The organism is Stenotrophomonas maltophilia R551-3 (genome assembly GCF_000020665.1).
In the GTDB taxonomy this organism is placed as follows: Bacteria; Pseudomonadota; Gammaproteobacteria; order Xanthomonadales; family Xanthomonadaceae; genus Stenotrophomonas; species Stenotrophomonas maltophilia_L.
On sequence record NC_011071.1, the window covers coordinates 1,701,324 to 1,719,868 of the forward strand.

20 protein-coding genes and 4 tRNA genes are annotated in these 18,545 nt (G+C 66.8%); 10 read left to right on the forward strand and 14 right to left on the reverse strand.

The genetic code is table 11. The annotated features are described in order from the left end of the window. Positions 1–164 precede the first annotated feature (164 nt). The 10 genes from SMAL_RS07745 to SMAL_RS07790 form a co-directional block, all read right to left on the reverse strand. A tRNA-Arg gene (locus SMAL_RS07745) sits at positions 165–241 on the reverse strand. A 32-nt stretch (positions 242–273) separates the two neighbouring features. After that, positions 274–350 (reverse strand) — tRNA-Arg (locus tag SMAL_RS07750). Positions 351–419: 69 nt separating this feature from the next. Further along, positions 420–496: transfer RNA gene (locus SMAL_RS07755), tRNA-Arg, on the reverse strand. Then, entirely contained in the window at positions 487–1,413 is a 927-nt protein-coding gene (locus SMAL_RS20725) for an alpha/beta hydrolase family protein (RefSeq protein ID WP_012510691.1), read from the reverse strand. The genes SMAL_RS07755 and SMAL_RS20725 overlap by 10 nt, the downstream gene beginning before the upstream one ends. Next, complete coding sequence (thiD, locus tag SMAL_RS07765; protein WP_012510692.1) at positions 1,410–2,219, reverse strand: bifunctional hydroxymethylpyrimidine kinase/phosphomethylpyrimidine kinase; 810 nt, start codon at positions 2,217–2,219, stop codon at positions 1,410–1,412. The genes SMAL_RS20725 and thiD overlap by 4 nt, the downstream gene beginning before the upstream one ends. A 106-nt stretch (positions 2,220–2,325) precedes the next feature. Next, positions 2,326–2,994 (reverse strand): YoaK family protein, encoded by a 669-nt coding sequence (locus SMAL_RS07770; RefSeq protein ID WP_012510693.1) that lies wholly within the window; start codon positions 2,992–2,994, stop codon positions 2,326–2,328. Between the two features lie 12 nt (positions 2,995–3,006). Further along, complete coding sequence (locus SMAL_RS07775) at positions 3,007–3,513, reverse strand: hypothetical protein (RefSeq protein WP_004153046.1); 507 nt, start codon at positions 3,511–3,513, stop codon at positions 3,007–3,009. Further along, the gene (locus tag SMAL_RS07780) at positions 3,510–4,910 is read right to left on the reverse strand and encodes a PhoH family protein (protein ID WP_012510694.1); all 1,401 of its coding nucleotides are present in this window, start codon (positions 4,908–4,910) and stop codon (positions 3,510–3,512) included. The genes SMAL_RS07775 and SMAL_RS07780 overlap by 4 nt, the downstream gene beginning before the upstream one ends. Positions 4,911–4,994: 84 nt before the next feature. Then, positions 4,995–5,474, reverse strand: coding sequence for a peroxiredoxin (locus SMAL_RS07785; protein WP_004153048.1), 480 nt, complete (start codon positions 5,472–5,474; stop codon positions 4,995–4,997). Between the two features lie 78 nt (positions 5,475–5,552). Then, positions 5,553–6,113, reverse strand: coding sequence for a glycine cleavage system transcriptional repressor (locus SMAL_RS07790; RefSeq protein ID WP_012510695.1), 561 nt, complete (start codon positions 6,111–6,113; stop codon positions 5,553–5,555). A gap of 164 nt (positions 6,114–6,277) precedes the next feature. Here SMAL_RS07790 and dapA point away from each other — a divergent pair, with 164 nt between their 5' ends. After that, positions 6,278–7,171, forward strand: a complete 894-nt coding sequence (gene dapA / locus SMAL_RS07795; RefSeq protein ID WP_012510696.1) for a 4-hydroxy-tetrahydrodipicolinate synthase — start codon at positions 6,278–6,280, stop codon at positions 7,169–7,171. A 32-nt stretch (positions 7,172–7,203) separates the two neighbouring features. After that, a complete protein-coding gene (locus tag SMAL_RS07800; RefSeq protein WP_004153055.1) occupies positions 7,204–7,719 on the forward strand; it encodes a hypothetical protein in 516 nt (171 codons plus the stop codon). Positions 7,720–7,883: 164 nt separating this feature from the next. Here SMAL_RS07800 and fdxA read toward each other — a convergent pair whose 3' ends face one another. Further along, positions 7,884–8,207: a ferredoxin FdxA gene (fdxA, locus tag SMAL_RS07805; RefSeq protein WP_004153066.1), complete on the reverse strand. Its 324-nt coding sequence runs from the start codon at positions 8,205–8,207 to the stop codon at positions 7,884–7,886. A 191-nt stretch (positions 8,208–8,398) separates the two neighbouring features. Here fdxA and SMAL_RS07810 point away from each other — a divergent pair, with 191 nt between their 5' ends. Beyond that, positions 8,399–9,823, forward strand: coding sequence for a sugar porter family MFS transporter (locus tag SMAL_RS07810; RefSeq protein ID WP_012510697.1), 1,425 nt, complete (start codon positions 8,399–8,401; stop codon positions 9,821–9,823). Between the two features lie 527 nt (positions 9,824–10,350). Here the strand turns inward: SMAL_RS07810 and SMAL_RS07815 are convergent. Continuing rightward, positions 10,351–10,425, reverse strand: a tRNA-Glu gene (locus tag SMAL_RS07815). Between the two features lie 49 nt (positions 10,426–10,474). On the opposite strand from SMAL_RS07815, the gene pcnB reads away from it, so the two are divergent. The 7 genes from pcnB (at position 10,475) to pgi (ending at position 16,577) form a co-directional block, all read left to right on the forward strand. Next, the gene (pcnB, locus tag SMAL_RS07820) at positions 10,475–11,854 is read left to right on the forward strand and encodes a polynucleotide adenylyltransferase PcnB (protein WP_041864501.1); all 1,380 of its coding nucleotides are present in this window, start codon (positions 10,475–10,477) and stop codon (positions 11,852–11,854) included. Between the two features lie 3 nt (positions 11,855–11,857). Beyond that, complete coding sequence (gene folK / locus SMAL_RS07825) at positions 11,858–12,343, forward strand: 2-amino-4-hydroxy-6-hydroxymethyldihydropteridine diphosphokinase (RefSeq protein ID WP_004153070.1); 486 nt, start codon at positions 11,858–11,860, stop codon at positions 12,341–12,343. 34 nt (positions 12,344–12,377) lie between these two features. Then, complete coding sequence (panB, locus tag SMAL_RS07830) at positions 12,378–13,193, forward strand: 3-methyl-2-oxobutanoate hydroxymethyltransferase (RefSeq protein WP_004153072.1); 816 nt, start codon at positions 12,378–12,380, stop codon at positions 13,191–13,193. After that, on the forward strand, positions 13,190–14,029 hold the full coding sequence (gene panC, locus SMAL_RS07835; protein WP_012510699.1) for a pantoate--beta-alanine ligase: 840 nt from the start codon (positions 13,190–13,192) through the stop codon (positions 14,027–14,029). Before panB ends, panC begins: the two co-directional genes overlap by 4 nt. 71 nt (positions 14,030–14,100) lie before the next feature. Continuing rightward, entirely contained in the window at positions 14,101–14,598 is a 498-nt protein-coding gene (locus SMAL_RS07840) for a hypothetical protein (RefSeq protein WP_012510700.1), read from the forward strand. Positions 14,599–14,685: 87 nt separating this feature from the next. Continuing rightward, positions 14,686–15,066 (forward strand): aspartate 1-decarboxylase, encoded by a 381-nt coding sequence (gene panD / locus SMAL_RS07845; RefSeq protein WP_004153087.1) that lies wholly within the window; start codon positions 14,686–14,688, stop codon positions 15,064–15,066. Further along, the gene (gene pgi / locus SMAL_RS07850; protein WP_012510701.1) at positions 15,063–16,577 is read left to right on the forward strand and encodes a glucose-6-phosphate isomerase; all 1,515 of its coding nucleotides are present in this window, start codon (positions 15,063–15,065) and stop codon (positions 16,575–16,577) included. Before panD ends, pgi begins: the two co-directional genes overlap by 4 nt. Positions 16,578–16,686: 109 nt before the next feature. Here pgi and SMAL_RS07855 read toward each other — a convergent pair whose 3' ends face one another. Together SMAL_RS07855 and SMAL_RS07860 are read right to left on the reverse strand one after the other, a co-directional pair. After that, positions 16,687–17,256 carry a response regulator transcription factor gene (locus SMAL_RS07855; RefSeq protein WP_012510702.1) on the reverse strand — a complete coding sequence of 190 codons (570 nt, stop codon included), beginning with the start codon at positions 17,254–17,256 and terminating at the stop codon, positions 16,687–16,689. After that, the gene (locus SMAL_RS07860) at positions 17,253–18,479 is read right to left on the reverse strand and encodes an ATP-binding protein (protein WP_012510703.1); all 1,227 of its coding nucleotides are present in this window, start codon (positions 18,477–18,479) and stop codon (positions 17,253–17,255) included. Before SMAL_RS07860 ends, SMAL_RS07855 begins: the two co-directional genes overlap by 4 nt. Between the last annotated feature and the right edge of the window lie 66 nt (positions 18,480–18,545).

An 18,545-nucleotide genomic window follows, 5' to 3' on the forward strand; every position in this document is an offset into this window, starting at 1 on the left:
GACACCGCCCCGCCAACCCACGGAATGCCAGCTTTTGCTTTTGCTTTTGCTTTTGCTGTTGAGGTTGCCGGCCAGCGGCCGGCACTACCAGGGGTGCAGGGCGCAGCCCTGCCGAAAAACACACATAAAAAAACAGCAGGCCGAGGCCTGCTGTTTCGGTGTAATGGTGCGCCCGGAGAGATTCGAACTCCCGACCGCCTGGTTCGTAGCCAGGTACTCTATCCAACTGAGCTACGGGCGCCAATTACATAAACTTGTTGTGCTGACTGTGTGTGGTGCGCCCGGAGAGATTCGAACTCCCGACCGCCTGGTTCGTAGCCAGGTACTCTATCCAACTGAGCTACGGGCGCGCGGTACACAATCAACTTACTGCCTAATTTTACTGCATTTCCAGCGGCGGATGCTGGAAACCTGTCGAGTGGTGCGCCCGGAGAGATTCGAACTCCCGACCGCCTGGTTCGTAGCCAGGTACTCTATCCAACTGAGCTACGGGCGCCCTGCGACAGGAGCGGAATTATGCGGATCTCGGCGCGGACCGTCAACAGTTTTGTGAAAATTTTCACCCAACTGAATGAAAAAGCTGTCAGCTACGGCGTCCGGTGCCTTCAGCCAGGCGAAATGATCGGCACGCGTGCCCAGTTCCTGCGCGGAAAGCACGCGCAGCTGCGCGGCCACATTCGGCAGCTTCGCCAGCAACGTCTGCATCGATCCGGTCGGTGCCAACCAGTCGTGTTCCATCAGCACCGCCTGTGCGCTGCCATGCACGCGTGCCATCTGTGCGTCGAGGTCTTCGGCCATGCCCGCGGCGGCGTAGTGATTGTTCAGGCCCACGCGCGCCCAGTCGGCGATCAGCCCACGTGCTTCGGTGCCACCGAAGCCGAGGCGACGGCCATGCAGCACGCCTTGGCGTTGTGCGATCCACGGCAGGAAGCGATAGACCAGCGGCAGCAGCCAGCCGCGTGGCGGCGGGAAGCTGCGCCAGAACGGTGAGCCACTGGCGGCCAGCCACAGCCGATTGAAGTGCTGCGGATGTCGACCGGCGTGTACGCAGGCCAGCTGCCCACCCAGGCTGTGGCCACCGATGATCCAGGGCAGGGCGCCCGTTTCGTGGTCCGCTGCGGCCAATACGCCCTGGCTGCTCGGCAGATCCTGATCGAGTACTTCGCGATAGCCCCAGTCCTTCGCGCGTGACGGACGCAGCGAGCTGCTGCCGTTGCCACGCCACTCGTGCAGGTACACCGCCACCCCCTTGGCCGCCAGCGCCTGCGCCAGCGGCAGGTAATGGCGTGCGGCCACGCCCAGCGCCGGCAGCCACAGCAGGCGTGCGATCGGCTGTGCCGGAACGCATGCGATCACTTCATAGCGATGACCATCACCACACTGCACGGCAACAATCTGCGGTGTCACGCTCATGCGTGCGGTGCCGCGCCGAAGTGGTCGAGCACCAGTACCTCGCTGCGGCCCGGCGCGTAGCCTTTCTGCAGCCCGCGTGCGACGTAGTCGATGCCGGCTTCGCAGGCGTTGGCCAGGCTCAGGCCATTGCACAGCTGCGCGGCAATGGCCGAGGCCAGCGTGCAGCCAGTGCCGTGCGCATCCAGCGGCAAGCGGGCATGGATGAACTCTTCGCTGCTGACGCCATCGAAGTAACGGTCGATCACCCGGTTGCCTTCATGCAGGTGCCCGCCCTTGAGCAGCACCGCGCCGGCGCCGAGGTCGAGCAGGGCCGAGGCGGCGCGCTCTGCATCTTCGGCATTGTCGATGCGGCGGCCGATCAGCAGCTCGGCTTCCGGGGTATTGGGGGTGACCAGCGTCGCCAACGGCAGCAACCGTTCGCGCATTGCGTTCAGGGCACTTTCTTCCAGCAGGCGCGCGCCACTGGTGGCCACCATCACCGGGTCCAGCACCACATGCGGCGGGCGATGCTTCTCCAGTGCGTCGGCAACGGCGTTGATCACTTCGGCATTGGCCAGCATGCCGAGTTTCACGGCGTGGATGTCGAAGTCGTCGAAGCAGGCTTCGATCTGTGCACGCAGGAATTCGACCGGCGGCACGTGCACGGCGGTGACGCCGCGGGTGTTCTGTGCGGTCAGCGCGGCGAACACGGCCAGACCGTGCACGCGGTGTGCGGCGAAGGCCTTGAGGTCGGCAGGAACGCCGGCGCCGCCGCCGGAATCGGAGCCGGCGATGGTGAGGGCGGAAACGGGAGTGGTCGGGCTCATCGGGTGATTGTGCCGTGGTCGCCGTAAAGGCGGTAGCGTCGATCCGGTAGACGGGGTCAGATCCCGTTTCCGCGGGAAAAGGGATCTGACCCCAAGCGCGGACGGTTCAATGTCGCCAGCGAGCCCACTGCTGGTACAGCACATAGCCCAGGCCGGTCAGGCCGGTCAGCAGGGCGGGGGCAAGCAGGGCGTCGTATTGCCAGCGCATGAACAACCAGGCGCCGAGGATGCCGCCGCCGAGGAAGCCGCTGATGATCAGGCCGCTGAGGGTCAGCCGTCGAACCTGCAGCGGCAGTCCACGCAGCAGGTGGCCCAGGCCAATGCCGAGGTCGGTGAACATGCCGCTGAGGTGGGTGGTGCGCACCACCGCGCCACTGAAGGTGGTGGCCATCGCGTTCTGCAGGCCGCAGGCCGTGGCGGCGGCCAGTGCGCCCCAGATCTGATGCTGTTCGAACAGCGGAATGGCCACCAGCAGCAGCGCCGATTCCAGTGCCAGCGCCACGCCGTAGCGACGGCCCAGCTGCAATGCGCTGTCCTGGATCAGCAGGCCGCTGAGCATCGCGCCCAGCGAGAACGCGATCAACAGTCCCCATAGATGGCCGACTGCGCGCCAGTCGCCCTGGGCCAGGGCCATGCCCAGCTGGCTGGTGCTGCCGGTCATGTGGCTGACGGCCTGGTGTTCGAAACCGAGGAAGCCGACCACATTGACCATGCCAGCCACGCACGAAAGCGCGACCGCGCCGATCCAGACCCAGGTGGGCAGGCGTATTCCCATCGGCGGGGCCCCTCAGGGCCCGCCGAAGCCGCCGTTGAACTGCAGCTCGCTGAAGGTGTTGCTGGCCGGGTCGAATACCGCGCCCCAGAACTGCGTGCCGCCGTCACAGACGCGGATCGCTTCCCGTGCCGGGTTGATGCCGCTGTCGTCGGGCAGATGGAAGGCGTTGATGTAGATCAGCCGCTTGCCGGCGCTTTCGATGCCGACGTATTGGCGGTCGAAGTCCAGCACCTTCGGTACCTGTGACTCCAGCGACGACAGCTGCGCTTCCAGCTGGTCGATCTGCTGCCGGCTGGGTGCCCAGTAGCCGCTGACCCGCCCGGCCTCGCGGCCGGGACTGGGGCGCGAGCAGGTGTCGAGCACCTGCGCGGCGATGATCGGGCGGGTGACCACCCAGGATTGGCCGGTACGCTCGGCGGTCGGCACGCTGGCCGGGCCGCGCGTGGTGGTGCAGGCACCCAGGGCGGCTGCGAGGGCGATCGCAGCCGTGGGCAGCAGCAGGCGGGTGCAGCGGTTCACAACACCTCCGAGGCGTAGTCGGCCAGGCGCGAGCGCTCGCCACGACGCAGCGTGATGTGCGCGCTGTGCGGCCAGTTCTTGAAACGGTCCACCGCGTAGGTCAGGCCCGAGGTGGTCTCGGTCAGGTACGGGGTGTCGATTTGCTCGACGTTGCCCAGGCAGACGATCTTGGTGCCGGGGCCGGCACGGGTGATCAGCGTCTTCATCTGCTTCGGGGTGAGGTTCTGCGCCTCGTCCAGGATCAGGTAGCGCGACAGGAAGGTGCGGCCGCGCATGAAGTTCATCGAGCGGATCTTGATGCGGCTGGCGAGCAGGTCGTTGGTGGCCTGGCGGCCCCAGGTGCCGCCTTCCTGGTTGTGGGTGAGCACTTCCAGGTTGTCGGTCAACGCGCCCATCCACGGCGTCATTTTCTCTTCCTCGGTGCCGGGCAGGAAGCCGATGTCTTCGCCGACGCTGACCGTGGCGCGGGTCATGATGATCTCGCGATAGCGCTGCTGGTCCATCGTCTGCGCCAGGCCAGCCGCCAACGCGAGCAGGGTCTTGCCGGTGCCAGCGGTGCCAAGCAGGGTGACGAAGTCGATTTCCGGATCCATCAGCGCATTGAGCGCGAAGTTCTGTTCGCGGTTGCGCGCGCTGATGCCCCACACGGCGTGGCTGCCGTGGCGGAAATCATCGACCAGCGACAGCACCACCTTGCCATCGCCGACCACGCGGCTGACACGCAGCTCGACTTCGTCTTCGCCGGGCAGGTAGACGTACTGGTTCGGGTACCACTCTTCGCCGTCCTGCGCCTGGATCTCGTAATGGGTACGGCCCTTGTCGCTCCAGCTGCGCAGGTCATCGCCGTGGCGCTTCCAGAAATCTTCCGGCAGCTCGGTGGCGCCGGTGTAGAGCAGGCTGAAATCGTCCAGCGCGCGATCGTTCTCGTAGTCCTCGGACACGATGCCGGCGATCGCTGCCTTGATCCGCAGGTTGATGTCCTTGGATACGAACACCACCGGGATCTCCGGGGTCTCTTCCTTCAGGGCCAGGATCGCGCCGAGGATGGCGTTGTCCGGGATCACCTTGCCGAAGCTCTTGCCGGCGTCGAAATGGCTGGTCTGGAAGCGCAGCAGGCCCACGCTCTGCTTGCCGCGCAGCTGCAGGCCCTGCGGCCGCTGCAGCGGAATGCCGTCGGCCAGGTTGTCCAGGCCCGACGCCTGCACCAGCTCGTTGAGGAAGCGGCTGACCTGGCGGGCGTTGCGGCTCGCCTCGGTGGTGCCCTTCTTGCCGTTGTCCAGCTCTTCGATCACCTGCATCGGCAGGTAGACGTCGTGCTCCTCGAATTTGAACAGCGCGGTGGGATCGTGCATCAGCACGTTGGTATCCAGCACGTAGATGCGCTTGCCTCGGGTCATCGTCGATTCCTGGTTACGGACAGGGAAAAACCATCACGGCCTGCTGCGGGGCAGGGTGATGGCAGACACAGTAGGCAGTGGGACTCACTTGGACTGGGAGGCCTTCAGTTCGGCGAGAACGGCATCGGCATGGCCGGCGACCTTGACCTTGCGCCAGGACTGCACGATGCGGCTGTCGGGGGAAATCAGGAAGGTGCTGCGCTCGATGCCACGTACCTGCTTGCCGTACATGTTCTTCATCTTGATCACGTCGAAGGCGCTGCACAGCGCTTCGTCGCCATCGCTGACCAGCGGGAAGCTGAACCCCTGCTTGGCACAGAAGTTGTCGTGCGACTTCACCGAATCGCGCGAGACGCCGAGTACGACTGCGCCTGCCTTCCTGAACTTCGGCAGCAGCGCGTTGAAGTCGATGCCTTCGGTGGTGCAGCCGGGGGTGCTGTCTTTCGGGTAGAAGTACAGCACCAGCCATTGGCCGGCGTAGTCGCCGAGGGTGGCCTGTTCGCCGCCGGACAGTGCCAGCGGCAGGGAAAGAGTGGTGCTGTCCAGGGTGTCGCCGTTGTTCATGAGGTCCTTCTGTCGAGCCTGGGTTCTTTCCAAGACAATTGCATGAAACGCCACGCGCCTGTGAGAGGCGCGCGAAATTCAGAACTTCATCGGGTCCATGATCGCGTCCAGGTTCAAGTGGTCGCAGAACTCGAGGAAATCGTCGCGCAGTGCGGCGATGTGCATGTTGGCTGGCACGCCGATGGTGACCTGCGCGCTGAACATTTCCGCACCGGTCTGCATGGCGCGGTAACGCGTGCTCTGCAGGCTCTCGATGGTGATGCCCTGGCGGTCGAAGAAGTCGGCCAGCTGGAACAGAATGCCCGGCTTGTCGGCGGCGATCACCTCCACGATGTACGGCAGCAGGTTGGACTGCGCCTGCTTGGCCGCGGTGCGGTACCAGACCAGCTTCAGGCCTTCTTCGCGCTCGAGCCGGGTCAGCATCGCTTCCAGCTTGGCCACCGAATCCCAGGAGCCAGTGGCCAGGGCGGTGACCGAGACATCGCGGCCGACCGTGGCCAGGCGTGCGTCCACCAGATTGCAGCCGCTGTCGGCAATGCGGCGGGTGACGGACAGCAGGGGGGACTCCGGATGCGTCGTATAGGCGTTGATCAGGAGGTGGTTTTCGCTCGGCGCGGGGCGCGGGGTGGTGTCGGTCAAGGCGATTCCGGGTAATGCATGCGTTAGTCTGAATGCCCGCCAGAGGCGGGGATCCACCGGTGTCCAGCATACTTGCCCGTGGTTTCGCGCCGCAAGTAACATTCAGGTCGCCCCCGGCCTTTCGTGGCGGGCGTTTTCCCTTTCCAGCCAAGAGCAGCACGTCCTTGTCCCTTTCCGGCCTCATCACCGCGCTGGCGACCCCGTTCCGGGCCGACGGCGCCCTCGACCCCGACGGTTGGCAGCGCCTGCTGCATCTGCAACTGGAAGGTGGTGTCCATGGCGTTGTCGTTGCCGGCTCGACCGGTGAAGCGGCAACCCTCACCGATGCCGAGTACGACCAGCTGCTGGCCAGCGCGGTCGAGCGCATCGGCGGCCGCATCCCGGTCATGGCCGGTACCGGCCTGTCGGGTACCGCCAAAACCATCGAACAGACCCGCCGCGCCGCCGCGCTCGGTGCCAGCCACGCGCTGGTGGTCACCCCGCCGTATGTACGGCCGACCCAGGCCGGCCTGATCGCGCACTACCGCGCCGTCGCCGACCAGGGCGGGCTGCCGGTCGTGCTGTACAACGTGCCCGGACGTACCGGTTGCGACATGCAGCCGGAGACCGTGGCCGAGCTGGCCAGCCATCCCAACATCGTCGGCATCAAGGAAGCCGTGGGTGACACCGGCCGGGTGCAGGCGCTGCTGGCGTTGCGCAGCGCGCAGTTCGCCGTGCTCAGCGGCGATGACGGTACCGCTGCGCGTTCGATCCGGGCTGGCATCGATGGCCTGATCTCGGTCGGTTCCAACGTGCTGCCGGGCGCCTATCGCCGGATGTGCGAGCTGGCGGCCGCCCACGACCACGAAGCCACCGAATCATGGGATGGGCGCCTGCAGCCGTTCCATGAGTTCTGTGGCGTCGAACCGAACCCGATTCCGGTCAAGGCGCTGCTGCGCCGCATCGGCATCGGCCACGACCTGCGCCTGCCGCTGCTGCCGTTGTCGGCAGTGCATCATCCGGCTGCCGATCACCTTGCCGGCGACATCGCCGCCCTCGAAGCCCTTTCCAGCCACTGACCTTTCGTCTTGGTCTGACCCAGGAGATTCACATGCGTCAATCCGTTTCCACTGTCCGCGTGCTGTCCTACGCCCTGCTTGCTGTGGCCGTCGCCGCCGGCACCACCGGTTGCTTCAAGCGTGGCGTCAAGGGCGACTACGCCTTGGCGCCGGAAATGCGTCCGCTGGAAGTGCCGCCGGACCTGAACCTGCCGGCCACCACCGGTGACAACAAGCTGCCGGCTGCGGCTTCGGTGACCAAGCCGGCTGCGCCGGTTGCGGCGGCTCCGGCCGTGGGCAACACCGGCTTCACCATTGCCGGAGGCAAGGATGAAGCCTTTGCCAAGGTGGGTACCGCGCTGGAAGGCGTGGAAGGCGTGACCATCGCCAGCCGCGCGCAGCTGCTGGGCTCGTACGACGTGGCCTACGAAGGCAGCAACTTCCTGGTGCGTGTGGTTGCCGTCGACGCCGGTGCTTACATCTCCGCGGTCGACCCGCGTGGCCTGCCGGCCACCGCCGAGGCCCCGGTGAAGCTGATTGCCGCGCTGAAGGCGAAGCTGGCGCAGTAAGCGCGGGTCGGGTGGGGGCGGGCCCAGGTCCGCACCTGCCTTGGGTAGCGCCGGGCCATGCCCGGCGAGCGTGAAGCGCGGCCCAGGATCCGCCGGGCATGGCCCGGCGCTATCGAAAAAAAGGGCGCCGATGGCGCCCTTTTCCTTGCCGCAACAAGCGCTTCTCAGCGCTCCAGCAGCTTCAGCTTGTCCGGCTTGCCGTCCCATTCGCCGGCGTCGGCAGGTGGGTCCTTGCGCACGGTCAGCACCGGCCATTCTTTGGCCAGTTCGGCATTGAGGGCGACGAAGCTTTCCTGGCCGGCGGGGACATCGTCCTCCGGGAAGATCGCATTGACCGGGCACTCCGGTTCGCAGAGGGTGCAGTCGATGCACTCATCCGGGTCGATCACCAGGAAGTTCGGGCCTTCGTGGAAACAATCCACGGGGCACACTTCCACGCAATCGGTGTGTTTGCACTTGATGCAGTTTTCGGTGACGACAAAGGGCATGGGCTGGGGGTGGATCGATTCCTGAACCCGACAATTCTAGAACAGGTTGGCCCCCGGTGTCGGCGCAGGGCGGAAAACGGGCGTCTGGCAGGCCCGGCCATGGCTGGTTGGCGGCAGGGCAACGCCCATGCGACGCTGTGGCGCAGCCGGTCATCCGCGATGGCCGGCGCCCCTTCCCAGCAGGAACGTCCATGTCCCAGATCCAGACCGGATCCGCCTTGCACCGCGGTGAGAACACCGCGTTCATCGTCCTGATCAGCTGCGTGGCCACCCTCGGTGGATTCCTGTTCGGCTTCGACAGTGGTGTCATCAACGGCACGGTTGATGGCCTGCGCCAGGCCTTCAATTCCAGTGAGGCGGCGCTGGGCTTCGAAGTCGCCTCGATGCTGCTGGGCTGCGCGATCGGTGCATTCCTGGCCGGTTGGCTGGGCGACCGCCTGGGCCGTCGCGGCGTGCTGATCGTGTCCGCGCTGTTGTTCCTGGTCTCGGCGCTGGGTGCCGGTGCTGCGCATGCCTCCTGGCTGTTCATCGCCGCACGCGTGCTCGGCGGATTCGCAGTGGGCGCTGCCAGTGTGATGTCGCCGGCCTACATTGCCGAAGTGGCGTCGGCACGCTATCGCGGTCGCCTGGCCACGGTGCAGCAGATGGCGATCATCTGCGGCCTGTTTGCCGCCTTCCTCAGCAATTACCTGCTGGCCCGTGCCGCCGGGGCCTCCACCGAGCCATTGTGGCTGGGGTATGAGGCCTGGCGCTGGATGTTCTGGATGCAGGCGCTGCCGTCGGGCCTGTTCCTGCTGCTGTTGCTGGTGATCCCGGAGAGCCCGCGCTTCCTGGTGCTGAAGGGTCGGCAGGCGCAGGCGAGGGCGGTGCTGGCACGGTTGTATGGCGAGGACGCGGCGGTGGCCAAGCAGGCCGAGATCGAGGCCAGCCTGGCCCAGGACCAGCACAAGCCTCGCTTCGGCGATCTGCTCGACAAGGCCACCGGCAAACTGCGCCCGATCCTCTGGGTGGGCATCGTCCTGGCGATGTTCCAGCAGCTGGTTGGCATCAACGTGGTGTTCTACTACGGCGCGGTGCTGTGGCAGGCGGTGGGCTTCTCGGAAAGCGACGCGCTCCTGATCAATGTGTTGTCCGGTGGGCTGAGCATCGGTGCCTGCCTGCTGACCGTGCTGCTGATCGACCGCATCGGGCGCAAGCCGCTGCTGTGGATCGGCTCGGTCGGCATGTCGGTGGCGCTGGTGCTGATGGTGGTCGCCTTCGCCAGCGGCAGCCTGGTCGACGGTCGCCTGCAGCTGTCCGATGGCATGGGCCGGCTGGCCCTGGTTGCGGCCAATGCCTACGTGGTGTTCTTCAACATGTCCTGGGGCCCGGTGATGTGGGTGATGCTGGGTGAGATGTTCCCCAACCAGATCCGCGGCCCGGCGCTGGCGGTGGCCGGCGCGGCGCAATGGACCTCGAACTTCGCCATCACCGTGACCTTCCCGATGCTGCTTGCCGGCATCGGCCTGGCCGGTGCCTACGGCATCTATATGGTCGTGGCGATCCTTTCGATCTTCTTCGTGGTCCGCTACGTGCGCGAGACCAAGGGCAAGGAACTGGAGCAGATGGAAGGCTGACGAGTTACAGCTTCGGTTGCATCCAGTTGGCGCCTGATTGTCCCGAGTTTGAGGGGGCAGGCCGCCCTCTCCAGGACACGCAAAAGCCCATCCATGGTGCTCGATGGCGCCATCCATGGCGCCAACGGTCCTGGAGAGGGCGGCCTGCCCCCTCCTGACAGTTTCATGGTGCGTGCGGACGCGGCGAAGCGCTGGTCGGTTGTTGCCGGGGTTCGCGGGAAACCGTCCAGAGCCGGTGGGGTCACCCAGGGCGGGACCGTTGGCGCCATGGGTTGGGCGCATGCGCCCGACGGGTTGGGCAGGAGCCCAACCCCGGTCTTGCGGTGTGCGCAGGACAGCGCACGCGAGCAAGGCGCCATCGAGCCCCCATGGATGGGTTCACGGCGTGTCCTGCCCTGGGTGACCCCACCGGCTCAAGCCGATTGCAGGGAAGCGCCGATGCGACCAACCCGACCGCAGTCACTGCAATCCCGGAAAACAGAAAAGCCCGCACAAGGGCGGGCTTTTTCGGTTCCTGCTGCGGCGACTGGTGCTCCCTAGGGGACTCGAACCCCTGTTTTAGCCTTGAGAGGGCCACGTCCTAACCACTAGACGAAGGGAGCAGTGTGTCGCTGCCGATGCAGGAGCGCTAGTATATGCACCTCGATGCCATTGGGCAATCCCGAAACTTCAACCGGAAGCGCCAACATCATTTCCTCTGCTCCATCACCGTTCAGCCTGCGCGTCATCCCGCGCGACCAGCACACGATCTCCCGCAAGGACATCAGCCCGAACGCCCTGCGCGTGCTTTATCGCCTGCGCGATGCCGGCTTCGGCGCCTACCTTGTGGGTGGCGCGGTGCGCGATCTGCTGGTCAATGGCCAACCCAAGGATTTCGACGTGGCCACCGATGCCACGCCCGAGCAGGTCAAGCAGTTGTTCCGCAACTGCCGCCTGATCGGCCGCCGATTCCGCCTGGCCCATGTTGTGTTCGGCCGCGAGATCATCGAAGTGGCCACGTTCCGTGCCAACAGCGATGACGGCAGCGGCGACCGCGAGATGGAAAACGGCATGCTCGTGCGCGACAACGTGTACGGCACCATCGAAGACGACGCCATCCGCCGCGACTTCACCTGCAACGCCCTGTATTACGCCATCGAGGACTTCTCGGTGCGTGACTACACCGGCGGCTTCGAAGACGTGCAGGCACGCCTGATGAAGTTGATCGGCGACCCGGTGCAGCGCTACCAGGAAGATCCGGTGCGCATGCTGCGTGCGGTGCGCCTGGCGGCCAAGCTTGGTTTCCAGATCGAAGAGGGCACCGCCGCACCGATCCCGCAGTTGGCCAGCTTGCTCAACGAGGCCGCGCCGGCGCGTCTGTTCGAGGAAGTGCTCAAGCTGTTCCTGTCCGGGCACGGCGTGGCCAGCTTCGAAGGCCTGGAGCGTTACGGCCTGCTGGACGTGCTGTTCCCGGAAAGCGCCAAGGCCCTCAAGTCCAACCGCACCGGCGCGCTGCGCCGCATGCTGGTGGAAGGCCTGGCCAATACCGATGCGCGCGTGGCCAATGACGAGCCGGTCTCGCCGGCGTTCCTGTTCGCGCTGCTGCTGTGGCCGGCGTACTGCCGTGCACAGGCGACCCTGCTCAAGCAGGGCGTGGCGCCGGAAGAAGCGCAGCGTCGCGCCGCCGACCGCGTCACCGTGCAGCAGCTGAGCACCATCGCATTGCCGCGCCGCTTCTCGCTGCCGATGCAGGAGATCTGGCTGCTGCAGTCGCGCTTCGGTTCGCGCCAGCGCAAGCGCGTGTTCCGCACCCTGACCCACCCGCGCTTCCGCGCCGCGTTCGATTTCCTGGCCCTGCGCCAGGTGGCCTCGGCCGAGCACGAGGCCGATGTCGCGTTCTGGCGCGAAGCGCAGGCGCAATCCGGGCATGAGCTGGAATCGTCGCTGGATTCGCTGCACCACGAGGGCGTTGACGAAGAGGGTGGGGCGCCGCGCAAGCGCCGCCGTCGCCGTCGCCGTCCGGGTGCCCCGGCTGGTGCTGCGGGCGAGTAAGCGATGACCCTTGCCTGGATCGGCCTCGGCGCCAACCTTGGCGACGCGGCTGCAACCGTCCGCGCAGCGATTGCTGCGCTGGATGGCCTGCCCGGCACCCGCGTGGACAGGGCGTCGCGCCTGTACGCCACGCCGGCCTGGGGCAATGAAGACCAGCCGCCGTTCGTCAACGCGGTGGCTGCGGTCGAAACCGATCTGCCGGCCGACGAACTGCTGCAGGCGATGCTGTCGCTGGAGCGGCACTTCGGCCGCGTACGCGATCCGCAGGTGCACTGGGGGCCGCGCGCGCTGGATCTCGACCTGCTGCTGCATGGCGCGCAGGTGATCGATCAGCCCGGCCTGCAGGTGCCGCATCCCTATATGCACGAACGCGCCTTCGTATTGGTGCCGCTGGCCGAAATCGCGCCGGATCTGGCCATTCCCGGCCACGGCCGCGTGCAGGATGCAGTGATGCGGGTGGATGCCTGCGGGATCGCGCCGATAGGGTGATAATGCCCGGGTTATCTCCCCCGGTTATCAGCACATGAGCACCCACGCAGACAGCAAGCCCTGGACCGTTCCCGCACTGGCCGAGGCCAAGCGCAATGGCCAGAAGCTGGTCATGTTGACCGCCTACGACGCCGGCTTCGCCCGCACTTTCGATGCCAACGGTGTCGACCTGATCCTGATCGGCGATTCGCTGGGCATGGTCGTGCAGGGTCATGACTCCACCTTGCCGGTGACCGTGGCCGACATGGTCTACCACACCCGCGCCGTGGCCCGCGTGCTGCAGCGCGCGCTGCTGGTGGCCGACCTGCCGTTCGGCGCCGATGCCACCCCGGAGCGCGCGCTGGATGCCTCGCTGCAGCTGCTGCAGGCCGGCGCGGAGATGGTCAAGATCGAAGGTGCCGGCTTCAAGGTCGACATCATCCGCTACCTGGTCGAACGCGAGATTCCGGTCTGCGCGCATCTGGGCCTGACCCCGCAGTCGGTGCTGCGCCTGGGCGGCTTCAAGATCCAGGGCCGTGGCGATGCTGCGCGCCAGCTGGTGGAAGATGCCAGGGCCGTGGCTGCTGCCGGCGCCAGCATCATGGTGCTCGAATGCGTGCCGACTCCGGTCGCCGCCGAAGTCACCGCTGCGGTGGACGTGCCGACCATCGGCATCGGTGCCGGCCCGCAGTGCGATGGCCAGGTACTGGTGCTGCACGATTTCCTCGGCCTGGACAGCGGCCATCGCCGTCCGAAGTTCGTCAAGGACTTCCTCGCCGAAGGCGGTTCGGTGGCCGGTGCCACCCGCGCCTATGCCGACGCCGTGCGCGACGGCAGCTTCCCCGACGAACAGCACGCCTACGCCCAATGATCCAGACCTTCAACGAGCTCGGCGCACTGCGCGGGCAGATCGCCGAGTGGAAGCGCGAAGGCCTTCGCGTTGCGCTGGTGCCGACCATGGGCAACCTGCACGGGGGCCACCACTCGCTGGTGACCCTGGCCCGCCAGTACGCCGACAAGGTGGTGGCAAGCATCTTCGTGAACCCGACCCAGTTCGGCCCCAACGAGGATTTCAGCCGCTACCCGCGCACGCCCGAGGCCGACGTGGCCGGGTTGGAGCAGGCCGGCTGCGATGCGGTGTGGCTGCCCAGCGTCGAGGCGATGTACCCGCTGGGCGTGGACAAGACCACGCGCATGCACGCGCCGGGTGTCAGTGAAGTGCTGGAGGGCGCCAGCCGCCCGGGTCACTTCGATGGCGTCTGCACGGTGGTCGCGCGCCTGTTCCTGCAGGTGCAGCCGGACGCGGCCGTGTTTGGTCGCAAGGACTACCAGCAGCTGGCCGTCATCAAGCAGATGGTGGCCGAGCTGTCGTTCCCGATCCAGATCGTCGGCGCGGACATCGTGCGTGACGACGATGGCCTGGCCAAGAGCTCGCGCAACCAGTACCTGAGCGCCGAACAGCGCCCGGTCGCGACCAGCATCCACCGCACCCTGCTGGGCATGCGCGAGGGCTACGTTGCTGGCCAGTCGCGCGCGCAGATCGAGGCCGACGCAACGGCCGCGCTGCAGGCGGATGGTTTCCAGGTCGACTACGCCGTGTTGCGCACACCGGAACTGGCCGAGCCGACCTTCGATGGCGGCGGCCGTGTAGCGCTGATCGCCGCGCGCCTGGGTACGACCCGGTTGATCGACAACCTGGAATTCTGAGCCGCCAAGCGCAGCATGGGAGGGCGCCCACAACGGGCGCCTTTCACCTTCCCACGGACGGGAGATCGGAAATGAAGACCCCCACCACTGATACCGGCCGCCTTGCCCAGGCCTCGATCCTGGCGGTGCTGGCGGCCGGCATGCTGCCGGCCCAGCTGTTTGGCGGCCTGTTGTTCGCGCTCGAATTCCGGCGCACGCCGGTGCCCGCGCTCACCGGGGCTGGGCTGATGTTCGTGCTGGCCGCCTGCAACGCGATCGCCGTGCTGCTGCCGATGGCGCTGATCCTGCAGTCTCAGCAGCGCCTGCGCCGGATCGGGTTCGTCCTGGTCGGGTTTGGGCTGGGCGCGTTGGCCATGGCCACGTGCGCCTGGCCGGGCGCGGACAACGGCCCGCTGCTGCAGCGCCTGCGCTATGTCGACACCTTCGACGTGATCAGCTACGGCCTGACGGTGCTGGCCGCAGGGGGCTTCGGCGTGGTCGCCGGGCTGGCCTTCCACACGGTCTTCCGCCTGTCGCTGCACGGCACTTCCGGCGCTGTCCCGGCAGTCCCGCCGGGCGAGGGCGCCTGAACGGCCTTCAGCGTCCTGCCGCAGGCCCCTGACGACAGCCAAGCGGGTGCTAGAATCCGCTCTTTCCTTTGCCGTTGCAGCGCCCCCATGCACCTGTCCCTGCTCAAGACCAAGATCCACCGCGCCACCGTCACCCATTCCGAGCTGAACTACGAAGGCTCGATCGCCATCGATGACAACCTGCTGGCTGCCACCGGCATCCGCGAGTTCGAGCAGGTGCACATCTGGGACGTGACCAACGGTGCGCGCTTCTCGACCTATGCCATCCGCGCCGAAGCCGGCAGCGGCGTTGTCTCGCTCAACGGTGGCGCCGCGCGCCATGTGCAGGTCGGTGACATCATCATCATCGCCGCGTTCGCCAGCATGACCGAGCAGGAAGCTGACAGCTTCAAGCCGAAGCTGGTGTACGTTGATGGCAACAACCAGATATCCCACACCAACGACACGATCCCGACACAGGCCGCATGACAACGAACAACGGATTCGACTCGCTGCATTCCCACGCCCAGCGCCTGAAGGGCGCAAGCATTCCCAGCCTGCTCGCCGCCGAACCCGGCCGCGTCCAGGAGCTGGCGCTGCGGGTCGGTCCGTTGTATGTCAGTTTCGCCCGGCAGACGTACGATGCCGCGGCGCTGCAGGCGTTGCTGGCGCTGGCTGCCGAGCGTGATGTCGGTGCTGCCATCACCCGTCTGTTCCGTGGCGAACAGGTCAACCTGACCGAAGGCCGCGCCGCACTGCATACCGCGCTGCGTGGCGATGTGGTCGATGCGCCGGTGGCGGCCGAGGCCTATGCCACTGCGCGCGACATCCGCCAGCGCATGGGCGTGCTGGTACGTGCGCTGGAAGACAGCGGCGTCACCGACGTGGTCAGCGTTGGCATCGGTGGTTCCGATCTCGGTCCGCGGCTGGTCGCCGATGCACTGCGCCCGGTCACCGGTGCGCGCCTGCGCGTGCATTTCGTGTCGAACGTGGACGGCGCCGCCATGCAGCGCACGCTGGCTACGCTGGATCCGGCGAAGACTGCCGGCATCCTGATCTCCAAGACCTTCGGCACGCAGGAAACCCTGCTCAACGGCCAGATCCTGCACGACTGGCTGGGTGGCAGCGAACGCCTGTACGCGGTCAGCGCCAATCCGGAACGTGCCGCCAAGGCCTTCGCCATCGCCGCCGATCGCGTGCTGCCGATGTGGGACTGGGTCGGTGGCCGCTATTCGCTGTGGTCGGCGGTCGGTTTCCCGATCGCGCTGGCAATCGGCTTCGAGCGCTTCGAACAGCTGCTGGAAGGTGCCGCGCAGATGGACGCGCACGCACTGGACGCGCCGCTGGAGCGCAACCTGCCGGTGCTGCATGGCCTGACCGATATCTGGAACCGCAACCTGCTGGGCTATGCCACGCATGCGGTGATGACCTACGACCAGCGCCTGGCGCTGCTGCCGGCCTACCTGCAGCAGCTGGTGATGGAAAGCCTGGGCAAGCGCGTTCAGCGCGACGGCCAGCCGGTTACCACCGATACCGTGCCGGTGTGGTGGGGTGGGGCAGGCACCGACGTGCAGCACAGTTTCTTCCAGGCGCTGCACCAGGGCACCAGCATCATCCCGGCCGATTTCATCGGCTGCGTGCACAACGATGATCCGTACACGATCAATCACCAGGCACTGCTGGCCAACCTGCTGGCGCAGACCGAGGCGCTGGCCAATGGCCAGGGCAGCGACGACCCGCATCGCGATTACCCGGGCGGTCGCCCGAGCACGCTGATCCTGCTGGATGCGCTGACTCCGCAGGCGCTGGGCGCGCTGATCGCGATGTACGAACACGCGGTGTACGTGCAGTCGGTGATCTGGAACATCAATGCCTTCGACCAGTTTGGCGTCGAGCTGGGCAAGCAGCTGGCCAGCGGCCTGCTGCCGGCGTTGCAGGGCGAGGACGTGGCGGTTGCCGATCTGATGACCCGCGAGATCCTGGCGCAGCTGAAGCGCTGAGGTATCTGTAGAGTCGAGCCATGCTCGACTGGCTTGTGCGCGTAGTCGAGCATGGCTCGACTCTACAATTCGGTAGCGCCGGGCCATGCCCGGCGGACGCGACGCCGCGTTACCGGCTCGGATCGCGCTCCGGGCTCGGCCGCTTGGCCAGCTTGCGCTGCAGCGAACGCCGGTGCATGCCGAGCAGGCGCGCGGCCGCTGACACATTGCCGCCGGTCTCGTGCATCGCCTGCTGGATGTGTTCCCACTGCAGGCGGCTGATCGGCGTCATCGCGTCCGGCACTTCCATTTCGCCATCGTCGGCCGGGCCGTCGTCTTCCTCGCCGAGCGCGCGCAGGATCATCGGCACCGTGGCCGGCTTCGGCAGGTAGTCATCCGCACCCAGCTTGATCGCCTCCACGGCGGTGGCGATGCTGGCGTAGCCGGTTACCAGCAGGATCCGCATGTCCGCGCGCAGGGCACGCAGCGGCTGGATCAGTGCCAGGCCGGAATCGCTGCCCAGTTTCAGGTCGATCAGCGCGAACGCCGGCGGGTGCTGGCGAGCCAGTGCAAGCGCGCTGGCGGCATCCTGTGCGGTCTGCGTTTCCAGCCCCTTGCGGGCCAGGCTGCGCTGCAGCGTGCGCAGGTACAGTTCGTCATCGTCGACCAGCAGGCCGAGGGTGGAGTGGTGAAGGCTCATGGGGTGTCCTCGCGTGGGGCCAGCGGCAGGCGGAAGCCGACGCGGCTGCCGGCCCCCTGGGCCGGGCGCATCCACATCTCGCCGTCGAGGCGTTCGATGGTGGCATGGGACAGGGCCAGGCCGACGCCCATGCCCTCGCTCTTGCTGCTGCCGAACAGCTTGCCCGGCAGGACGGCGGCACGGGCGTCGAAGCCATGGCCGTAGTCGCGGACTTCGCCGATCAGGTCGTCGCCTTCGATGCGCAGGTCCAGGTCCACGCGCGGCCGGCCGGCCTGTTCGCCGGCATCGGCGGCATTGTTGAGCAGGACCATCAGCAGATGGCCCACGCCCGGATCCAGCGGCAGCCGCAACGGCGCATCGTCGTTGCGGTGCAGGTCGATGGTCGGACGCACCAAACGCCACTGCTCCAGCACCTGCTGGGCGCTGGAATGGCTGCGTCCCGGTGCATCAGCCGAGGCCGGCGCGGCCAGCGCCAGCACCCGTTCACGGCATTGCACCAGCAGCTCGCGCAGGGTTTCCATGTCTTCGCGTACTTCCGGCTCTTCGCTGCGCTCGGCGACGTCATCGGCGAGCAGGGTCATGGTCGCCAGCGGCGTGTTCAGTTCGTGCGCCACCGAGGCCGCATGGGTGGCCAGGGCGACAATGCCCTCGTTGCGGGCGAAGCGCTCGCGCAGTGCCGACAGTTCAAGCTCACGCTGGCGCAGCGCCAACGCCAGGCGGGTGGAGAAGGTCAGCACGACCGCAGCGGAAATCAGGAAATTGGCGACCACGCCCCAGCGGTTGAGGTCCTGCGCGCGGAAATAACCGTCCGGCAACGGCTGCCCGAAAATGCCGCTGGCGGCGTAGCCGAGCAGGCAGGCCAGTGCCACCGCCAGCGCCCAGCGCAGGGGCAGGGCGAACGCGGCCAGCGCGATCAGGATCAGGAACAGCGAGCTGAACGGGTTGGCCATGCCGCCGCTCCAGCCCACCATCCAGGTCAGGATGATCACGTCCACCAGGATGTGACCGAATGCGGTCAGCGGTGCTGTGTCAGCCGCTTCCGGGCGCAGCTGGGTGTAGATGTTGAACAGGGTCAGTACGGCCACGCCGGCCCACAGCGGCAGCTGCGGCAACGGCAGTCCCAGCACCCAGGTGGCGACCAGGATGGTGGCGGCCTGGCCGCCTACGGCAAGCCAGCGCAGGCTGCACAGGGTTCGGAGAAACGGGGCGTCGGGACCGGTCATTCACGCTCATCGTATGCGTTCACGCGTGGACGTGCCTGCGACAATCGGCCGCAGCCGTGCCGGCGG

Coding starts and splice junctions, on each gene's coding strand:
- SMAL_RS20725 (WP_012510691.1), bottom strand. CDS start 1,413: ATGAGCGTGACACCGCAGATTGTTGCCGTGCAGTGTGGTGATGGTCAT.
- thiD (WP_012510692.1), bottom strand. CDS start 2,219: ATGAGCCCGACCACTCCCGTTTCCGCCCTCACCATCGCCGGCTCCGAT.
- SMAL_RS07770 (WP_012510693.1), bottom strand. CDS start 2,994: ATGGGAATACGCCTGCCCACCTGGGTCTGGATCGGCGCGGTCGCGCTT.
- SMAL_RS07780 (WP_012510694.1), bottom strand. CDS start 4,910: ATGACCCGAGGCAAGCGCATCTACGTGCTGGATACCAACGTGCTGATG.
- SMAL_RS07785 (WP_004153048.1), bottom strand. CDS start 5,474: ATGAACAACGGCGACACCCTGGACAGCACCACTCTTTCCCTGCCGCTG.
- SMAL_RS07800 (WP_004153055.1), top strand. CDS start 7,204: ATGCGTCAATCCGTTTCCACTGTCCGCGTGCTGTCCTACGCCCTGCTT.
- fdxA (WP_004153066.1), bottom strand. CDS start 8,207: ATGCCCTTTGTCGTCACCGAAAACTGCATCAAGTGCAAACACACCGAT.
- SMAL_RS07810 (WP_012510697.1), top strand. CDS start 8,399: ATGTCCCAGATCCAGACCGGATCCGCCTTGCACCGCGGTGAGAACACC.
- folK (WP_004153070.1), top strand. CDS start 11,858: ATGACCCTTGCCTGGATCGGCCTCGGCGCCAACCTTGGCGACGCGGCT.
- panB (WP_004153072.1), top strand. CDS start 12,378: ATGAGCACCCACGCAGACAGCAAGCCCTGGACCGTTCCCGCACTGGCC.
- panC (WP_012510699.1), top strand. CDS start 13,190: ATGATCCAGACCTTCAACGAGCTCGGCGCACTGCGCGGGCAGATCGCC.
- SMAL_RS07840 (WP_012510700.1), top strand. CDS start 14,101: ATGAAGACCCCCACCACTGATACCGGCCGCCTTGCCCAGGCCTCGATC.
- panD (WP_004153087.1), top strand. CDS start 14,686: ATGCACCTGTCCCTGCTCAAGACCAAGATCCACCGCGCCACCGTCACC.
- pgi (WP_012510701.1), top strand. CDS start 15,063: ATGACAACGAACAACGGATTCGACTCGCTGCATTCCCACGCCCAGCGC.
- SMAL_RS07855 (WP_012510702.1), bottom strand. CDS start 17,256: ATGAGCCTTCACCACTCCACCCTCGGCCTGCTGGTCGACGATGACGAA.
- SMAL_RS07860 (WP_012510703.1), bottom strand. CDS start 18,479: ATGACCGGTCCCGACGCCCCGTTTCTCCGAACCCTGTGCAGCCTGCGC.